We start from the raw sequence: 16790 nt of genomic DNA on the forward strand, positions 1-16790 counted from the left end.
ACGAAAGGACCGACATCCATGAAACTTGCCTACGTGATGACCGAACGGCGTGGCGGAACCGATCTTGCGCTTTCCAGCCTCGCAACGGCATGCCTGCGCGCCGGGCTGCGGCCCGCAGGGCTGGTTCAGATAAATTCCGGCGGGGACGACGGCCATCGCTGCGACATGGACGTGAAGGTGCTTCCCGATGGTGGAACCTACCGGATCTCGCAATCCCTGGGCCGTCAGGCGCGGGGATGCCGGCTGGACCCGGCGGCGCTGGACCGGGCGGTGACCGAAGTGCAGCATGGGCTGGACCGGGCCCGGCCTGATATCCTGATCGTCAACAAGTTCGGCAAGCATGAGGCCGCCGGCCGGGGCTTTCGCGACGTGATCGCACAGGCCCTGATGATGGACATCCCGGTTCTCATCGGGATCAATGCACTCAACCTCGCGGCCTTCACCGAATTCTCGGACGGAACCGCCGAACGGCTTGCACCTTGTCCCGCCACGTTTTTTGCCTGGTTGCAGGGCGCACAGGGGACCGCGGTCGCCTGAGCGGTCCGGCCCTCACGCACCCGGCGGCGTCAACCGGTCGCGCAGCAGGGCGAGCGGATGCGCCCTGAGCGACAGGCGCAGGGCAACGTAATCCTCCACCACCTCCTCGCCCAGGGTCATGGCGGGCAGATGCGCGGCCGGCTCCTGTATCCCTTCACCCTCCATATCGCCGGCAAAAAGCGGCAACGGTGCGTCGCCGGCCAGCGCCTTGGCCTCCCACAGCGCCTGACGGCGGGTCAGGCCGAGCGCGGCAAAGGCATCCGCCTCCGCCAGCCGCGCTGCCACCCCGGGAACAATCCCCGCCCGGCGCCACAGGTCGGCCACCTCGCGGTAGCCGTTGCCGCGTGCCGCGGCGATCCACCCCGCGTCTTCCTCGGTCATGCCCCTGATCTGCCGGAACCCGAGCCTGAGCGCCAGGCCACCGCGCCCGTCGCGCTCCATCACGTTGTCCCAGTAGCTTGCCTGCACACAGACAGGCCGCACCTCGACCCCGTGCTCGCGCGCATCGCGCACGATCTGGGCCGGGGCATAGAATCCCATCGGCTGCGAATTCAGAAGCGCGCAGGCGAAAATGCCGGGGTGATGGCACTTGAGCCAGGCCGAGGCATAGACCAGCAGCGCGAAGCTGGCGGCGTGGCTTTCGGGAAACCCGTAGGAGCCGAACCCCTCGATCTGGGAAAAGCAGCGTTCGGCGAACTCCGCGTCATAGCCGTTGGCGCGCATCCCCCGCAGGAACCGGTCGCGGAACTCGCTGACATTGCCGTGCTTCTTGAAGGTGGCGAGCGACCGGCGCAGACGGTCGGCCTCGTCGGGAGTGAAGCCCGCCCCGGTGATCGCGATCTGCATCGCCTGTTCCTGAAACAGTGGCACGCCCAGCGTCTTGCCCAGAACCTCACCCAAAGCGTCCGAGGGAAAACTCACCGCTTCCTGCCCGTTGCGACGGCGGATATAGGGATGCACCATGTCGCCCTGTATCGGACCGGGGCGGATGATCGCGACCTCGATCACCAGATCGTAGAAGCAGCGCGGCCTCATCCGCGGCAGGAAATTCATCTGCGCGCGGCTTTCCACCTGGAAGACGCCGATGCTGTCGGCCCCGCACAGCATGTCGTAAACCGCGGGATCCTCGGGCGGCAGGGTGGCCAGGCTGTGACGCGGCCCGTGATGCTGCGCAACGAGGTCGAAGGCCTTGCGGATACAGGTCAGCATCCCGAGGCTCAGCACATCGACCTTGAGAATGCCCAGGGCGTCGATATCGTCCTTGTCCCAGCAGATGACGGTGCGATCCTCCATCGCGGCGTTCTCGATCGGCACCAGCTCGTCAAGCCGCCCCTCGGTCATGACGAAACCACCCACATGCTGGCTCAGGTGGCGCGGAAACCCCTCGATCTCCTGTACCAGGTCCATGGTCTGGCGCAGGCGCCGGTCATCGGGGTCCAGCCCGATCTCGCGCAGGCGGGCATGCTCCACACTGCCGCTGGCAAAAGACCCCCAGAGCTGCGAGGAGAGTGCGGCGACCGTGTCCGCGCTCAGCCCCATCGCCCGGCCCACCTCGCGCACGGCGCGCTTGCCACGGTAATGGATCACCGTCGCGCACAATCCCGCCCGGTGACGCCCGTAGCGGTCATAGATCCACTGGATCACCTCCTCACGGCGTTCATGCTCGAAATCCACGTCGATATCCGGCGGTTCGTCGCGGGCCTCGGAAACGAACCGCTCGAACACCATGGTGCCGATCTCGGGCGACACGCTGGTCACGCCAAGACAGTAGCAGACCACCGAGTTCGCCGCTGATCCGCGCCCCTGGCACAGGATCCCGCGCGACCGTGCGAAGGCCACCACGTCATGGACGGTCAGGAAATAGGGTTCGTATCCCAGCCGCCCGATCAGGGACAGTTCATGTTCCAGCATGTCACGCACCCGGTCGGGCGCCCCGTCGGGATAGCGCCAGTCCAGTCCCTCCCGGGCCAGACGCCGCAGCCGTTCCACCGGGGTCTGACCCTCCGACACCTCGGACGGATATTCATAACGCAGTTCGTCAAGCGAAAAGGTCAGGCTCCGGGCCAGATCCCCTGCGCGGTGCACAGCCGCCTCGTACCCGCGGAACAGGCGCAGCATCTCCGCTTCGCCGCGCAGCCGGAACTCGGCATTGGCCAGCGCCGCCCGGCCAAGCCCGTCCACCCGATAGCCTTCACGGATCGCCGTCAGGACATCGGCCAGACGGCGCCGCCGACCGTGATGCATGAGCGGCCGCGCCGACGCGATCAGAGGCAGCTCCAGCCCCGCGGCCAACCGCGAAAGCCGTTCGAAACGCGCTGCGTCCTGCCCGTCATAGCGCGGCGCCATCAGCAAGTGCATGTCCGGGCCGAACCGCCGTGCCAGCCGGTGCACGGCCATCTCCCAGTCCCCGGTTTCGCCATCCGGCGGCGGGTCCAGCAGCAACGACAGGCCCGCGGCCCCGTCCAGCACATCATCGAGGGTCAGTCGGCACTGCCCCTTCCCGGACCGCCGGCGCCCGAGGGTCAGCACCCGGCACAGACGGGCCCATCCCGGGCGGTCCGGCGGCAGGGCGGTCAGGGTGATCCCCTCTTCAAGACAAAGACGCGCAGCGGGAATCAGCCGCGGCACACAGGCCCAGCCGGGAATATGCTCGGCCGGCGCGGGCGGGCCGACGGGGCCATCGCGCGCCTCGATCGCCCGCCGTTCGGCCACTTGCCGGGCAATCTCACGCGATGCCGAATGTGCCCGCACGATGCCCGCCACGGAATTCTCGTCGGCGATTGCGATTGCCGGCATTCCCAACGCCGCTGCACGCCGCACGTATTCCTCGGGATGCGAGGCCCCTGTCAGGAAACTGAAGTTGGATGTGGCGCAAAGCTCGGCAAACATGGCGAGTCACGAATATATTCACCTTTTGTTCTTTTTCGAGTCGGAATTTGGCACCATCGGTCAAAGATGCTTCGCGAACTCATCCAGAACCTTCCTGTAAACCTCGCGTTTGAAGGGCACGATGCTGGCTTCCAGTTCTGCCGGGTCCAGCCACCGCCACTCGGAGAATTCCGGATGCTCGGTGGCAATGTCGATCTGGTCATCACGGCCATCAAAGCGCAGGAGGAACCATTTCTGTTCCTGCCCGCGATAGCGGGCCTTCCAGATGCGCGGCACGATCTCGTGCGGCAGATCGTATCTTATCCAGTCCGCGGTCTCGGCTTCCACGCGGACAAGATCAGGGGGCACACCGGTTTCCTCTCGGAGTTCACGCAGCGCGGCGTCACGCGGCGCCTCGTCCGGGTCCACACCGCCCTGTGGCATCTGCCAGGCGGGCGCGTCATTGTCGATCCGCTGACCGACAAAGACCTGGCCACGCCGATTGGCCAGCATGACCCCGACACAGGGCCGATACGGAAGTTTCGCGATCTCGTCGGGTGTCATGGGCGCCTCTTGCGGGGTGGCATCACCTTTGCGGTGCCGCGCGGCAAGGTCAACCATCCGGCACTCATCCCCCACCTTTTTCAAGCCATGCCTCGAACCGGCGTTCGCGAATGGCCTCGGTATGGCTGTACCAGACGCTGTCACGCACCAGCATCCGCGCGCCATGCTGTGGCGCATTGGGCAGGTGATCGCGCATCGGGACGCCGCTTTCGGGATGCAGTCCGATCCACTCCATCGCGCTCTTGCGGGCCGGCCCATAAGGGATGCGCGCGGCCAGCCCCGCCATCACCTCGGGCCGCGTGGCAAATTCCAGAAAGGCGCGTGCCGCTTCAGGTCGATCCGTCGTCACCGGCACCGCCCAGACATCGGTACCGATCAGGCGCCCGTCCCATATCACGCTCACCGGCGCACCACGATCCTGTGCAGCCGCGAAGAAACGGCCGTTGTAACCGCTGGCCATCGCCACCTCGCCCTTTTCCAGCAGACGGGCCGGGGCGCCGGCATCCTCCCACCAGACGATATGCCCGCGCAGGGCCTCAAGCCGGCGCAAGGCAAGGCGCAGGCCCCGGTCCGTGCTCAGCAGGTCATAGACCTGGGCCGCCGGAACGCCCTCGGCCATCAGCGCCCATTCAAGGATGACGTCGGGCGAACGGTGAATCGCGCGCTTGCCGGGAAATTCCTCGACATCGAAAAAATCCTCGATACGGGTCGGCTTGAGGCCCGGATAGGCACGGTCATCATAGGCCATAACGGTGGCAAACACATTCTGCGGCAACGAACAGGGTCGCAACCGCGTGGGCGCGAAATCCCGCCTCACGGCCCGGTCGAGCCCCCCAAGAATCTCGTCATGCCGCAACTTCCTGAGCAGCCCGTCCTCACAGCCGGTGATCGCATCCGCCTCCAGCATGTCGATCACGTCCCAGCTCTCGGCCTCGGCCCGTTTGCGCAATGAACCGATCGCCCCGCTGTAACGCTTCACCTCGACGGGAATGCCGGTAGCCTTGGTGAAGGGGACAAAGACCGCTGACTTCTGCGCCGCTTCATAAGCACCGCCCCAGGTTACAACCGTCAACGCCTCGGGTTCCTGTGCCACCGCCGCCGGCACAGCGACCAGCAGGACGGCCAACAGCCCGGCACAACGGGTTATCGCATCAGAGAACCGCATTTTCCTCCCGCCTCAGCGCCGCCGACACATCCAGGTACGCCTCGATCACCGCCGCCTCGGACACCACGCCGATCAGCACGCCGTTGCGACTGTCGATCACCGGGACGGCATCGCCCACGAAGCCACGCAGCGCCTGCATCGCCTGCAGGACACTTGTCGTCTCATCGAAACGGCGCGCCGGCGCGCGCAGCGCCTCGTCCCAGGTCGTGCCAGCGGCCTGCCGATCCAGAACGCCGGCAAAACGGCCTTGCGGATCGGTCACGAACGCCTCGCTCCAGGCAGAGCGGTCAAGCCGCGCGCGCACATCCTCCAGGTCCTGCCCGGTCTCGCCGGTGATCGGGCTCTCGGCGCAGAACCGGCTGACCGGCAGCGCCGAAAGACGCGCCCGGTCGCGCCCCTTCGACAGGTCGGTGCCGCGCCGTGCCAGTTGCACATCAAAGAGCGACCTTCCGAAGAAACGGTGTGCTACAAGATTCGAGAACACCACCGCGACCATTGCCGCGATCGTGATGTCATAGTTTCGGGTCAGCTCGAACACGATCAGGATCGTCGTCAGCGGCGCGCCGATCACCGGGCTTGTCAGCGCCATCATCCCGCAGATCGCATAGACCGCAACGCCTGATGTCGCCACCAGCGCCGTCGCGTCGATCGCGGTCCAGAAAAGCGCGCCGAACAGGATGCCGATCAGCAACGCCGGGCTGAACACCCCACCGGCAAAACCGAACCCTATGCACAACGCCGTCAGCGCCAGCTTGGCGATGACCAGCACCGCAAGTTCACCGGGGGCGAAGGCGCCGGGGATTGTGGCAAAACGCAATGTCTCCTTGCCGATGCCCAGAACGTCCGGCAACCACAACGCCGCAAGACCCAACGCAAGCCCCGCCGCCGCCGGACGCAGAAGCGCCGGCAGGCGGCTTTGGGCCGCACGCGCGGAAACCAGCAGGATCAGCCGCATGAAAAGGATCGCCAGCCCCGCCGCCAGTATCCCGAGAGCTGCGAAAAGCGCGAATTCATGACCGTGTTCCACTCCGTCGAACCGCACCAGGAACAATGCCGGGCGCTCGAACACCACATTAGCCATCACATAGCCGGTGGCCGCCGCTACGGTGGTAGGGGCGAAGGATTGCGTGGAGTAGTGCCGCAACACCACCTCGTGTGCAAAGACCAGCCCGGCAATGGGGGCGTTGAACGCTGTCGCGATGGCCGCCGCCACGCCGCAGGCCACCGAGATCGCCGGCAGGTTCGGCACCCCAAGTCGCAGCCGGCGCACCAAACCGCCCAGCATGGCCCCCAGATAGACCATCGGACCGTATTGCCCGACCGACGCTCCGGCTCCGAGCGATACCATCGCCGCCAAGGTCGAGGCAATTCCGGCGCGCAGGGGCGGCAACGGACGCTCGAATTGAACAGCCTCGATCACGTCGGGCGGGCCCAGGGGGCGATGCACCGGCGAAAGGTGGCGCAGGACCAGCCCCACCACCAGCCCGCCCAGCACCGGCACCAATACGGTTGCGACGGGCACAAGGTAACCCTGCGCATCAAGTTGAACGCGCGCCCGCGGCGCGATCAGGAGAATATCATTGAGCCAGAAAACCGCCTCGGTCAGCCCGATGGCGGCCAGCGAGGCCAGCGTTCCGACACCGATCGCGCAAAGTGTCAGGATCCCCGCGCGATAGGCGGGATGACCGGGGCGGCCGGGGGGCACCAATGCCTGTCCGGAAGATGCCGGAGATGTCATGTGTTCAGCATTTCCTCATTCGCAGTCGCCATGCAATCAAAAGCCGACAGCGCCGATTCCATTTCCGCGAATGCAAGGGGCGCCGGACCTGCACGGCCCGGCGCCCCTCTCTGTCATTCAACCACGGCGCACCGAAGGCTATTGCTGCGCTTCGGAAAGGGCCGAAAGCCCTCTGAGAACATCAATCGCATAGGCCAGTTGGTAATCCTCTTCCCGAAGTTTCGCAGCCTCCTCGGCGCGCGCACGGTCTTCTTCGATCAATCGGATTTCATCCTCGCTGAGGCTGTCATTGTCCAGCCGCCCGCGAAGATCGGCCTCGGAGCGCAGATTGGGAGTGCCCTCCTCTTCCTCGTCCGGTTCTTCCCTCGACCGGCGCGGTTGCGGCACCAGAACATCCGGCGAAACGCCCAGTGCCTGAATCGAGCGGCCCGACGGCGTGTAGTAGCGCGAGGTCGTCAGGCGCATCGCGCCGTCTCCGCGCAAGGGCATGACCGTCTGTACCGATCCCTTGCCGAAACTCTTGGTACCCACCACGATCGCGCGGCGGTGATCCTGAAGCGCACCAGCCACGATTTCGGAGGCCGATGCAGATCCGCCATTGATCAGCACGACCATCGGCTTGCCTTCCACCAGATCACCGGGCGTTGCATTGAAGCGGTCGCCATCCTGCGGGTTGCGGCCGCGGGTGCTCACGATCTCGCCTTCCTCCAAGAAGGCGTCGGAGACCTTGATCGCCTGCGTCAGAAGTCCGCCGGGATTGTTGCGCAGATCCAGAACTATACCCGTGACCTTGTCCATGCCACCGGCTTCTTCGACCTGTTCGTTCAAGCCTTCCTCGAGGTTCTTGTAGGTCTGGTCGTTGAAGGTCGTTACGCGCAAGACCACGCTTTCCTGTTCGGTCCGTGCTCTCACCGCGGTCAGGGTGATGGTGTCGCGGATGATCGACACATCAAAGGGTTCCGCCTCACCCTCACGCACGATGGTGATCACGATCTCGCTGCCCACGGGGCCGCGCATTTCGTCAACCGCTTCGTCCAGGGTCAGGCCCAGTACGCTTTCGCCATCCACATGAGTGATGAAATCGCCGGCCTCCACACCGGCATTGTCCGCCGGCGTGCCGTCGATCGGCGACACGACCTTCACGAAGCCTTCTTCCTGCGTCACCTCGATGCCCAGCCCGCCGAACTCGCCCCGGGTGCGCACCTGCATGTCTTCCGCATCATCCGGCGACAGGTAGGCCGAGTGCGGATCGAGCGAGGACAGCATCCCGTCGATGGCGGCCTCGATCAGTTCGCCTTCATCCACCTCCTCGACATATTGTGCGCGAATGCGCTCGAAAATATCGCCGAACAGGTCCAGCTGCTCGTAAACGCTTGTGTTGGTCTTGGCCTCCTGCGCCAGAAGCGGACCGGCCACCTGAGTGGTCACGATCGCACCGGCCAGCGTTCCGGCCGCTGCGGCCATCAGGAATTTCTTCATGGATCAATCATCCTTGTCTGTCCTGAACCAATCCTCCGGATCGACCGGCGAATTGTCCTTTCGCACTTCAATATAGAGCGTTTCGCTCCGTTCCGCACCCGTCTCCTGTTCCGGGGCGGTCACAACCGCGCCATCCTGATGGGTCACACCGCCCATCAGGCCGACGGGGCTGCCGCCCGGCAGCACCTGCCCGGTTTCCCCATAGATCACGTCAAGGCCGGCGATGACCAGAAGAATCCCTGCCTCGGGTTCCAGAATGGCCACGTTGCCGTAATCCAGCAGCGGCCCGCGGTAGCGCAAGGTTGCCGCAGCCGGGGTGGTGACGACCGCGCCGGGGCGCGTCGCGATCAAGATACCCGGGCGGCTGATCCCTGCCGCGTCAGGCTCTTCGGCGCGGCGCAGGATGCGCCCCCGGACAGGCAGCGGAAGCTCACCCTTGCGATCCGATATTCCCGGCAGGCTGCCCTCGACCTCATCAACGGCGATCTGCCCCAATCCGGCGGCAAAATCCTTCATCGACTCGGTTGCGGCGACAAGCAGCGCGGCCTTGACCGGATCCGCGCTGAAACGCCGCGGCAGGCCGGTGCGGTCCGCGATCGCCTGGCTGAGGGCCACGCGCGCTTCCTGCGCCCCGATCAGCCCCTGCTTGAGCTGCTCCGCCGCCGTTTCGCGCAGGGCCCCAAGCACGCGCATCTCGTCAAGTTTGCGGCGCAGTTCCTCGGCGCGGCGGTTCAGGGCCGGAGTCACCTCGGCCAGGATCATCCCCGAACGGGCGGTCCCCACCGGACCCGCCGGATGCAGCAGGAGAGACGGCGCGGGCGCGCCGCTCAAGGTTTGCAGCACGCCCAGAAGCTGCGCCGTCTCTTCCTCGCGCGATCTCAGTTCGCGTTCCAGCGCCGCTTCACGCACCGCCGCGCGCCTCAGCCCTTCGCGCATGGCGGCAAGGGCGTCCTCGTAGGCGCGCAGGGTCTGCGTCAAGGCCCGAACACGATTGCGCGCGCCTTCGGCCTCGTTCAGCGCATCGGTCGCCGCCTCCAGTTTCCTTGCCGCCTCGCGCGCGGCCGCGGCCGGATCCACCTGTGCCATTGACGCCCCGGCCAGGATCAGGATCAAACCGAAGGAAAATATCGTTCCGCGCAACATCATGCCAGCAGGCTTTTGCCCGTCATCTCGGACGGTTTCGGAAGTTCCATCAGGTCCAGCAGTGTCGGCGCCAGATCCGCAAGCCGACCGGACGCAAGCCGCGCCCCGTCAGGGCCACCGAAAAGGACCACGGGCACCGGATTGACCGTATGCGCGGTGTGAGGGCCGCCAGTCTCAGGGTCGATCATCACCTCGCAATTGCCGTGATCGGCCGTTACGACCATCGCACCGCCTGCCGTCTCCAACGCCTCCAGAACCCGGCCGAGACTATTGTCGACCGCCTCGCAAGCCGCTATCGCCGCCTTCAGGTCGCCGGTATGGCCCACCATATCCGGGTTGGCATAATTCACCACGATCAGATCGTAATCGGCGTCAATCGCCTCCACCAGCTTGTCGGTCACCTCCACGGCGGACATTTCCGGTTTCTGATCATAGGTCGGCACCTTGGGTGATGCCGCCATGTAGCGCACCTCGCCGTCTTCAGGCTCTTCCTCGCCACCGTTGAAAAAGAAGGTCACATGCGGATATTTCTCGGTTTCCGCGATATGGAACTGGGTGCGACCCTGTCCCGCCACCCAGGCAGCGAGTGTATTGGCGATCTCGCGCGGCGGAAAAACGGTATCGAACCAGGCGTTGTGTGTCTCGGAGTATTCCACCATGCCGAGCAGCGCCGCCCAATCAGGCGACAAACCCGTCTCGAAACAGTCAAATTCCGGATCGGCAATGGCGCGCAGAATCTCGCGCGCCCGGTCAGCCCGGAAATTGAGGCAGAAGAAACCATCGCCGTCCTGCGCGCCGGAATAATCGCCGATCACGGTGGCCGTGATGAATTCATCACTTTCACCGCGGTCATAGGCGGCGCGTATCGCGTCATCTGCGTTCCCGGCGTGCAGGCCGTGACCGTGAATCATGGCCGCATGGGCCTTTGAAACACGATCCCAGCGATTGTCACGGTCCATCGCGAAGTAACGGCCCGTGACGGTGCCGATCCGAACCCCTGCATGCAGCGAATCTTCAAGGCCGGAAAAGAACTCCGGCGCAGATCGCGGCAGGACATCGCGCCCGTCGGTAACCGCGTGCAGTACCACGGGCACCCCCGCCGCTGCGATGATTTCAGCGGCGGTCACGACATGGCGCAGATGCCCATGCACGCCGCCATCCGAAACCACGCCCATCAGGTGCGCGGTGCCGCCGGTCTCTTCAAGCCGCGCGATGAACCGCCTCAGCGCATCGTTGGCGGCGAAACTGCCATCCTCGATCGCAAGGTCGATCTTTCCAAGATCCATTGCCACCACGCGCCCCGCACCGATGTTCGTGTGTCCGACTTCCGAATTGCCCATCTGCCCGGTCGGCAGGCCCACGTCCGGCCCATGGGTGATCAACGTGGCATTGGGACAGGTCGCCATCAGACGGTCGAAATTCGGCGTGTCGGCCAGAACCGGCGCATTTGCCTCGCGATCCGCCGACAGGCCCCATCCATCCAGAATGCAAAGAACGACGGGTTTATGCGTACTCATGGTGTCTCCTGCCTCAACGATTGGGTTCTAACGCCTCGGAGCCGCGGGGTGAACCGGTTTTCGTCTTTGCTTGCCATGGACATCGGGCCGGCGGGTCCGGGACCCTCCCGATGTCGAAGTCCCGACGGGCGCCATGCTTGCGCGGCGAATGCAGCATCCGTGCGGTCCAAAGCCGGCACACCGGTAGAGCCGCAGCGCGGCACGTTCCTGCCCGCTGCCGGCGGCCTGCGGAAAGCATCCGGCCTGACGCCCGCTTCACGCCCGGTGGTAGGGGCTTGCGGCAAGGATCGCGGCGGCGCGGTATAGCTGCTCGCTCAGCATCACCCGGGCCAGCATGTGTGGCCAGACCATCGGCCCGAAAGAAAGGGTCGTGTCCGCGCGGTCAAGCAGCGCCGGATCAAGTCCGTCGGCCCCGCCGATCACGAAGGCCGCGTCACCACGGCCGGCATCGCGCCAGCGCGCCATGAGCGCCGCGAATTCCGGCGATGTCACGGTCTTCCCGCGTTCATCAAGCGCCAGCAGGACTGCCCCCTTCGGAACCGCACGCGTCAGCAGTACCGCCTCGCCCGTCGCGCCACCGCCCTTGCGATCCTCGACCTCGTGAAGCTTTGTCGGACCCAGCCCAAGGCCCCGGCCCGTTCGATCGAAGCGGGACAGGTAATCTTCGACAAGCATCCGCTCCGGGCCGGCCCTCAGCCGGCCCACGGCACAGACATGAACGCGCATTCAGCCGCGCGGCGCGGTGGCCGCCTGCTGCGTGGCCGGAAGCCACATCTTCTCGAGCTGGTAGAAATCGCGCACCTCGGGGCGGAACACATGGACGATCACGTCGCCCGTGTCGATCAGCACCCAATCGCCGGTTTCCTTTCCCTCGATCCGCGCCGCCGTGCCCAGCTCATGCTTGAGCCGGTCGACGAGCTTTTCCGAGATCGCGATCACCTGTCGCGAGGACCGGCCCGAGCAGATCACCATGTAATCGCCCATGGCCGATTTGCCGCGCAGGTCGATCTGCACGATTTCCTCGGCCTTGTCTTCGCTCAGTGAGGAAAGAATCCGCTCAAGCTGCGTTTCGCTCGTTGCGTTTATCACGGGTGCCACGCCGGGCACCCCGGTATCGGCGGCTTCGGCCGCGTCAGCAGTAAAAGACAGGACATTGTCCTCCTTCGTTGCACGCACCGATCCGCCCCGGTGCCGGGCATGTCGTTAAGGTAACACCCGATTCGTGAAATCTCAATGTCATGCGGCAATCCCGTTGCGGGAACCTGCCGGACGCAAGGCGCCCCGGACACTGGACAGCGGCGCGGTTTTCGCGTTCCCTGCGCCACGGCAGAACCGGAGACCACGATGACCACCGCCCTGATCACCCATCCTGACGGCCTGAAGCACCTCATGCCGGAAGGCCATCCCGAGCGGCCCGCGCGACTGGAATACGTGCTCGCCGCGCTGGAGGGCAAGACACTCGAACATGTGCACGCGCCGATGGCGGCCGAGGACGATCTTCTGCGCGTGCATCCGCCGGCGCACCTGGAGCGTTTGCGCGCCGCTGCGCCCGAAACCGGGCTGATACAACTGGATGGCGATACCTTCATGTCGCCCGGAACGCTGGCCGCCGCCTACAGGGCGGCCGGCGGGGCGGTGCGCGCGGTGGACATGGTGATGGCGGGCGAGGCCGCGAACGCCTTCGTCGCCTGCCGGCCGCCGGGGCATCACGCGGAAACCGCCACACCGATGGGATTCTGCCTGTTCGGCACCGTGGCGGTAGCGGCAAGGCACGCACTCGATCATCACGGCCTGCGGCGCGTGGCGGTGATGGATTTCGACGTTCACCATGGCAACGGCACCCAGGACCTGCTGGAGGCGGAGGCGCGGGCGCTGTTCTGTTCGACCCACCAGATGCCGCTCTGGCCGGGTACCGGGGCCGCGCATGAGACAGGCGCACATGACAATGTGCTCAACGTCCCGCTGCCGCCCGGTGCCGGAAGCGCCGAGTTCCGCGCCGCTATGACGGGAACGGTGCTGCCGCGGATCGCGGAGTTCGCGCCCGAACTCTTGATCGTGTCGGCCGGGTTCGACGCCCATCGGGCCGACCCGCTGGCCCAGCTCGACCTTGTCGAGGAGGATTTCGCCTGGGCCACCGAACACCTTTGCGATCTGGCGGATGCGCATTGCGGCGGACGGTTGGTTTCCAATCTCGAAGGCGGCTACGACCTCGCCGCGCTGGCCGCCAGCGCCGCGGCCCATGTCGACGTCCTGATCGCACGGGGGGCGGCCTGACCCGCGACCGGAATCCGCTTTATTCCGGTGCTGCGGTGCGGTATGCGCAGGTTCGACCGGATTTGAAGGAGTTTGCCCGTCATGGGTTACAAGATCGTCGTCGTGGGCGCCACCGGGAATGTGGGCCTCGAAATGCTGAACATCCTGGCCGAGCGCCAGTTTCCCGTGGATGAGATCGCGGTTCTTGCAAGCCGCCGCTCTCTGGGAACCGAGGTGAGTTTTGGCGACGAGACGCTTAAGACGCAGGATCTTGACACGTTCGACTTCACCGGCTGGGACATCGCGCTTTTCGCCATCGGCTCGGACGCCACGAAAACCTACGCCCCCCGGGCCGCGAAAGCCGGCTGCGTGGTGATCGACAACTCCTCGCTCTACCGCTACGATCCGGACGTGCCGCTCGTTGTTCCCGAGGTGAACCCCGAGGCCGTCGAGGGCTACGCGAAGAAGAACATCATTGCCAATCCCAACTGTTCGACCGCGCAGATGGTGGTGGCCCTGAAGCCCCTGCATGACCGGGCGACGATCAGGCGGGTTGTGGTCTCGACCTACCAGTCGGTCTCGGGGGCCGGCAAGGAAGGGATGGACGAACTCTGGGACCAGACCAAAGCCGTCTACAACCCCACCGACGAGGTCGCGCCGAAGAAGTTCCAGAAGCAGATCGCCTTCAACGTCATTCCCCATATCGACGTCTTCATGGAGGACGGATCGACCAAGGAGGAATGGAAGATGGTCGCCGAGACCAAGAAGATCGTCGACCCGTCGATCAGGGTCACGGCGACCTGCGTGCGGGTGCCGGTCTTCGTGGGCCATGCCGAGGCGATCAATATCGAGACCGAGGATTTCCTCGACGAGGACGAGGCCCGCGACATCCTCCGCGAAAGCCCCGGCATCATGGTGATCGACAAGCGCGAGGACGGCGGTTACGTCACGCCGGTCGAATGCGTGGGCGATTTCGCAACCTTCATCAGCCGCATCCGCCAGGACGGCACGATCGAGAACGGGCTGAACCTGTGGTGCGTCTCCGACAACCTGCGCAAGGGCGCGGCACTCAACGCGGTTCAGATCGCCGAGACCCTGGGAAGCCGCGTCCTGCAGAAGGGGTGAGGGCAAGGGCGGATTGACTATCGTGCGGTCGCGTCGGAACCCGCGTCGTCCTCGCCGGCGGGGCATGCGAGCATCCGATCAGCCAGCCATGTGTGGCCGTGGCCCGGAAAGGGCGCTCCGAAGCGGCGCATCAGGCGGGAGTAGCTGAAACCCAGCTCCGAGGCCTTGCAGATGCGTCTGTCGCCGGGCCAGTCATGCAGCGCCAGGCCGCCCCCGGCAGCACGCAGGACATAACCCCTTGCGCGCAGGCGGCGATCCAGATCCGTCCAGCCCTCCGCGCCGGCAAGGTCAACGGCGAGGCGCGCACGCAAGGGTGCGACGAGCCGCTCATCCGCCCTGACAGGCGGCTTCGCGCGGTTGTGGCGCGAAACCTCGCGCGACAAAAGGTCCCGCACAAGCTGCCCCGTGGTAATGTCCCGTTCCCGCGCCAGGTGCCTGGCGGCCCGGACCAGTTCGCGGTGCATCCGGATTTCCAACTGTTGCATCATCATGCTCTCACTCCGCTGCAAAAAGTTTTGCAAATCGTTAAACGCCGGCGGATTCCCACCGCCAACGGCCATTTCGATCCGGGAAAATGCCCCGTGGGCTTGCCACCGGCCGCCCACGCGCGCACTCTTGGAGCGATACGGTTCCGATCCGGAGTATTTCCGATGCGCCTCCTTTCGCTGTGCCTTCTTGTCATGCCGAGCACTCTCCTGGCCGACGACATCGCGCTGCGCAGCGCGGTAACGTCGGCCACCGTTTATCCGCGGGGCGCCACGGTCACCCGGGAGGTGCCTTTTTCCATGCCCGCCGGACGCCATGCGCTTGTCCTGACCGACTTGCCGCGCGGCACACCGCTCGAGTCGGTGACCGTATCGGTTGACGGCGCGGTCATGGGCAGTGTCACCGCCCGCAACGATTTCGTACCGCCCCGGGACCCTGAAACCACCGAGGCGATTGCGTCCGCCCGCGCCAAGGTCGAACGTCTCGAGGCCGAGTTGCGCACCGGCCGCGCGGAGGTGGCTGCGATCCGCCTCGAAGAGGATGCCGCGCGCGCCCGAAACTCGTTTCTCGAAAGTCTGGCCACTGCGAATATCGTCGCCGACATGGATGTTGGCGCGCTCCGCGACCTGTCGCGAATGATCGGAAACGAAACTCTGGCGGCCAAACAGCAGGCCCACGCCGCAGGACTTCGCGCCGATGACGCGAACCGCGCCCTGTCCGGCCTGGAGGATGAACTCAAGCGGGCACGCGCCGAACTGGCCGCTCTTGTCCCCGGAAAGCCGGAGAATGCCATGCTCTCGGTGGCGGTTTCTTCGGACACTCCGGCCGAAGGCTCCGCGATCGTGACATACACGATCGCGGACGCGTCCTGGCACCCGGTCTACGACCTCGATCTCTCCCGCGAGACCGGCATGCTCGATATCAACCGCGGCGCGTTCGTCACCCAGAGAACGGGCGAGAACTGGACCGGTATCGACCTCACCCTCGAAACCGGACGCCCCAGCGACCAGACCGAGCCGAGCGAGATCTTTCCCCGGCTGCGCCGCATCGAGGAAGACCGCCCGTCGCCCTCGCTGGCCGAACCGCGGACCGATACCCTGAAGGAGGCGCAAAACGCCGCCGGAACAGACGCCCCCGCCCCCCTGCGCATCGACGCCATGGCCGATTTCGACGGGCTCGTGGCCTCTTACCGTTACCCCGACCCGGTTTCCATCGCATCGCGCGCGGATCGGGTTCGACTGTCGCTTGACACGCTCCGGACCCGGGCCGACCTGGTCGCCACGGCTGTCCCGCGCGCCGATGACCGCGCCTTCCTGACTGCCAGGATCACCAATGATACCGGCGAGGTGATCCTTCCCTCGGCCCAGGCCATGTTCCATCTAGACGGCCGTTTCGTCGCCCGGCGTCATCTCGAATTGCTGCCCGCCGGTGGCGAGGCCGAACTGTCCTTCGGACCGATAGACGGCCTTCGCCTCGACCGGGTGATCCTTGACCGGACCGAAGGCGATCGCGGCGTTCTGACGACCTCTAACACCCTGACCGAGGGCGTGCGTCTGAACATCGAGAACCTGACCGGGGCCGACTGGCCGCTGCGCGTTCTCGATCGGGTGCCCTATACAGAACAGGAAGACCTGGAACTCAGCTGGAATGCCGATCCCGCACCATCGGAAACCGATATCGACGGCAAACGCGGCGTGATGGCATGGGAGTTCGACCTGCCGGCCGGCGAGAGCCGCGATATCCTTCTGGAGTATGAACTGGACTGGCCCGAGGGAATGGTCCTGCGCTGACAAGGCCGCGGATGAGTGGAGGGCCATCATGACCGAAATGACCGAAAACCGCCTGCGCGCCCTTTATGGGGAGCCCTCACCGCGCGCCACACGCAAGGTGATCGAACACTTCGACGACCATTGCC

Annotated in this window: 14 protein-coding genes; 4 read left to right on the forward strand and 10 right to left on the reverse strand. The window is 65.5% G+C overall.

Features of this window, described 5'->3' with window-relative positions:
* Positions 1-18 precede the first annotated feature (18 nt).
* Positions 19-537, forward strand: coding sequence for a DUF2478 domain-containing protein (locus DQW77_RS00380; protein WP_113256194.1), 519 nt, complete (start codon positions 19-21; stop codon positions 535-537).
* A gap of 12 nt (positions 538-549) precedes the next feature.
* On the opposite strand, the gene DQW77_RS00385 is transcribed toward DQW77_RS00380, so the two are convergent.
* The 9 genes from DQW77_RS00385 to rsfS all read right to left on the reverse strand — a co-directional run bounded on the left by DQW77_RS00385 (position 550) and on the right by rsfS (position 12118).
* Positions 550-3426, reverse strand: a complete 2877-nt coding sequence (locus DQW77_RS00385) for an error-prone DNA polymerase (protein WP_113256195.1) — start codon at positions 3424-3426, stop codon at positions 550-552.
* Between the two features lie 60 nt (positions 3427-3486).
* Positions 3487-3969 (reverse strand): RNA pyrophosphohydrolase, encoded by a 483-nt coding sequence (locus tag DQW77_RS00390; RefSeq protein WP_113256360.1) that lies wholly within the window; start codon positions 3967-3969, stop codon positions 3487-3489.
* Positions 3970-4033: 64 nt separating this feature from the next.
* On the reverse strand, positions 4034-5134 hold the full coding sequence (locus DQW77_RS00395; RefSeq protein ID WP_113256196.1) for an extracellular solute-binding protein: 1101 nt from the start codon (positions 5132-5134) through the stop codon (positions 4034-4036).
* On the reverse strand, positions 5121-6872 hold the full coding sequence (locus tag DQW77_RS00400; RefSeq protein WP_113256197.1) for a chloride channel protein: 1752 nt from the start codon (positions 6870-6872) through the stop codon (positions 5121-5123). The genes DQW77_RS00395 and DQW77_RS00400 overlap by 14 nt, the downstream gene beginning before the upstream one ends.
* A 138-nt stretch (positions 6873-7010) precedes the next feature.
* Complete coding sequence (locus tag DQW77_RS00405) at positions 7011-8351, reverse strand: S41 family peptidase (RefSeq protein WP_113256198.1); 1341 nt, start codon at positions 8349-8351, stop codon at positions 7011-7013.
* Between the two features lie 3 nt (positions 8352-8354).
* Positions 8355-9497, reverse strand: a complete 1143-nt coding sequence (locus DQW77_RS00410; protein ID WP_258523619.1) for a murein hydrolase activator EnvC — start codon at positions 9495-9497, stop codon at positions 8355-8357.
* Positions 9494-11011: a 2,3-bisphosphoglycerate-independent phosphoglycerate mutase gene (gene gpmI, locus DQW77_RS00415; protein ID WP_113256199.1), complete on the reverse strand. Its 1518-nt coding sequence runs from the start codon at positions 11009-11011 to the stop codon at positions 9494-9496. The genes DQW77_RS00410 and gpmI overlap by 4 nt, the downstream gene beginning before the upstream one ends.
* A 255-nt stretch (positions 11012-11266) precedes the next feature.
* Positions 11267-11737, reverse strand: a complete 471-nt coding sequence (gene rlmH, locus DQW77_RS00420) for a 23S rRNA (pseudouridine(1915)-N(3))-methyltransferase RlmH (protein WP_113256200.1) — start codon at positions 11735-11737, stop codon at positions 11267-11269.
* Positions 11738-12118, reverse strand: coding sequence for a ribosome silencing factor (gene rsfS, locus DQW77_RS00425; protein ID WP_404947917.1), 381 nt, complete (start codon positions 12116-12118; stop codon positions 11738-11740).
* A 237-nt stretch (positions 12119-12355) separates the two neighbouring features.
* Between rsfS and DQW77_RS00430 the strand changes: the two genes are divergently transcribed.
* Together DQW77_RS00430 and DQW77_RS00435 are read left to right on the forward strand one after the other, a co-directional pair.
* Complete coding sequence (locus DQW77_RS00430) at positions 12356-13285, forward strand: histone deacetylase family protein (RefSeq protein WP_113256201.1); 930 nt, start codon at positions 12356-12358, stop codon at positions 13283-13285.
* An 81-nt stretch (positions 13286-13366) separates the two neighbouring features.
* Positions 13367-14389 carry an aspartate-semialdehyde dehydrogenase gene (locus tag DQW77_RS00435; protein WP_113256202.1) on the forward strand — a complete coding sequence of 341 codons (1023 nt, stop codon included), beginning with the start codon at positions 13367-13369 and terminating at the stop codon, positions 14387-14389.
* 17 nt (positions 14390-14406) lie between these two features.
* Here DQW77_RS00435 and DQW77_RS00440 read toward each other — a convergent pair whose 3' ends face one another.
* Positions 14407-14880, reverse strand: coding sequence for a relaxase/mobilization nuclease domain-containing protein (locus DQW77_RS00440; RefSeq protein WP_258523620.1), 474 nt, complete (start codon positions 14878-14880; stop codon positions 14407-14409).
* Between the two features lie 159 nt (positions 14881-15039).
* Here DQW77_RS00440 and DQW77_RS00445 point away from each other — a divergent pair, with 159 nt between their 5' ends.
* The gene (locus DQW77_RS00445; RefSeq protein ID WP_113256203.1) at positions 15040-16665 is read left to right on the forward strand and encodes a DUF4139 domain-containing protein; all 1626 of its coding nucleotides are present in this window, start codon (positions 15040-15042) and stop codon (positions 16663-16665) included.
* The last annotated feature ends 125 nt before the right edge of the window (positions 16666-16790 follow it).

This window comes from Roseovarius sp. TE539 (assembly GCF_003298505.1).
In the GTDB taxonomy this organism is placed as follows: Bacteria; Pseudomonadota; Alphaproteobacteria; order Rhodobacterales; family Rhodobacteraceae; genus Roseovarius.

Coding starts and splice junctions, on each gene's coding strand:
- DQW77_RS00385 (WP_113256195.1), bottom strand. CDS start 3,426: ATGTTTGCCGAGCTTTGCGCCACATCCAACTTCAGTTTCCTGACAGGG.
- DQW77_RS00390 (WP_113256360.1), bottom strand. CDS start 3,969: ATGACACCCGACGAGATCGCGAAACTTCCGTATCGGCCCTGTGTCGGG.
- DQW77_RS00380 (WP_113256194.1), top strand. CDS start 19: ATGAAACTTGCCTACGTGATGACCGAACGGCGTGGCGGAACCGATCTT.
- DQW77_RS00410 (WP_258523619.1), bottom strand. CDS start 9,497: ATGATGTTGCGCGGAACGATATTTTCCTTCGGTTTGATCCTGATCCTG.
- DQW77_RS00445 (WP_113256203.1), top strand. CDS start 15,040: ATGCGCCTCCTTTCGCTGTGCCTTCTTGTCATGCCGAGCACTCTCCTG.
- DQW77_RS00440 (WP_258523620.1), bottom strand. CDS start 14,880: ATGATGATGCAACAGTTGGAAATCCGGATGCACCGCGAACTGGTCCGG.
- gpmI (WP_113256199.1), bottom strand. CDS start 11,011: ATGAGTACGCATAAACCCGTCGTTCTTTGCATTCTGGATGGATGGGGC.
- DQW77_RS00435 (WP_113256202.1), top strand. CDS start 13,367: ATGGGTTACAAGATCGTCGTCGTGGGCGCCACCGGGAATGTGGGCCTC.
- DQW77_RS00395 (WP_113256196.1), bottom strand. CDS start 5,134: ATGCGGTTCTCTGATGCGATAACCCGTTGTGCCGGGCTGTTGGCCGTC.
- DQW77_RS00400 (WP_113256197.1), bottom strand. CDS start 6,872: ATGACATCTCCGGCATCTTCCGGACAGGCATTGGTGCCCCCCGGCCGC.
- DQW77_RS00405 (WP_113256198.1), bottom strand. CDS start 8,351: ATGAAGAAATTCCTGATGGCCGCAGCGGCCGGAACGCTGGCCGGTGCG.
- rlmH (WP_113256200.1), bottom strand. CDS start 11,737: ATGCGCGTTCATGTCTGTGCCGTGGGCCGGCTGAGGGCCGGCCCGGAG.
- DQW77_RS00430 (WP_113256201.1), top strand. CDS start 12,356: ATGACCACCGCCCTGATCACCCATCCTGACGGCCTGAAGCACCTCATG.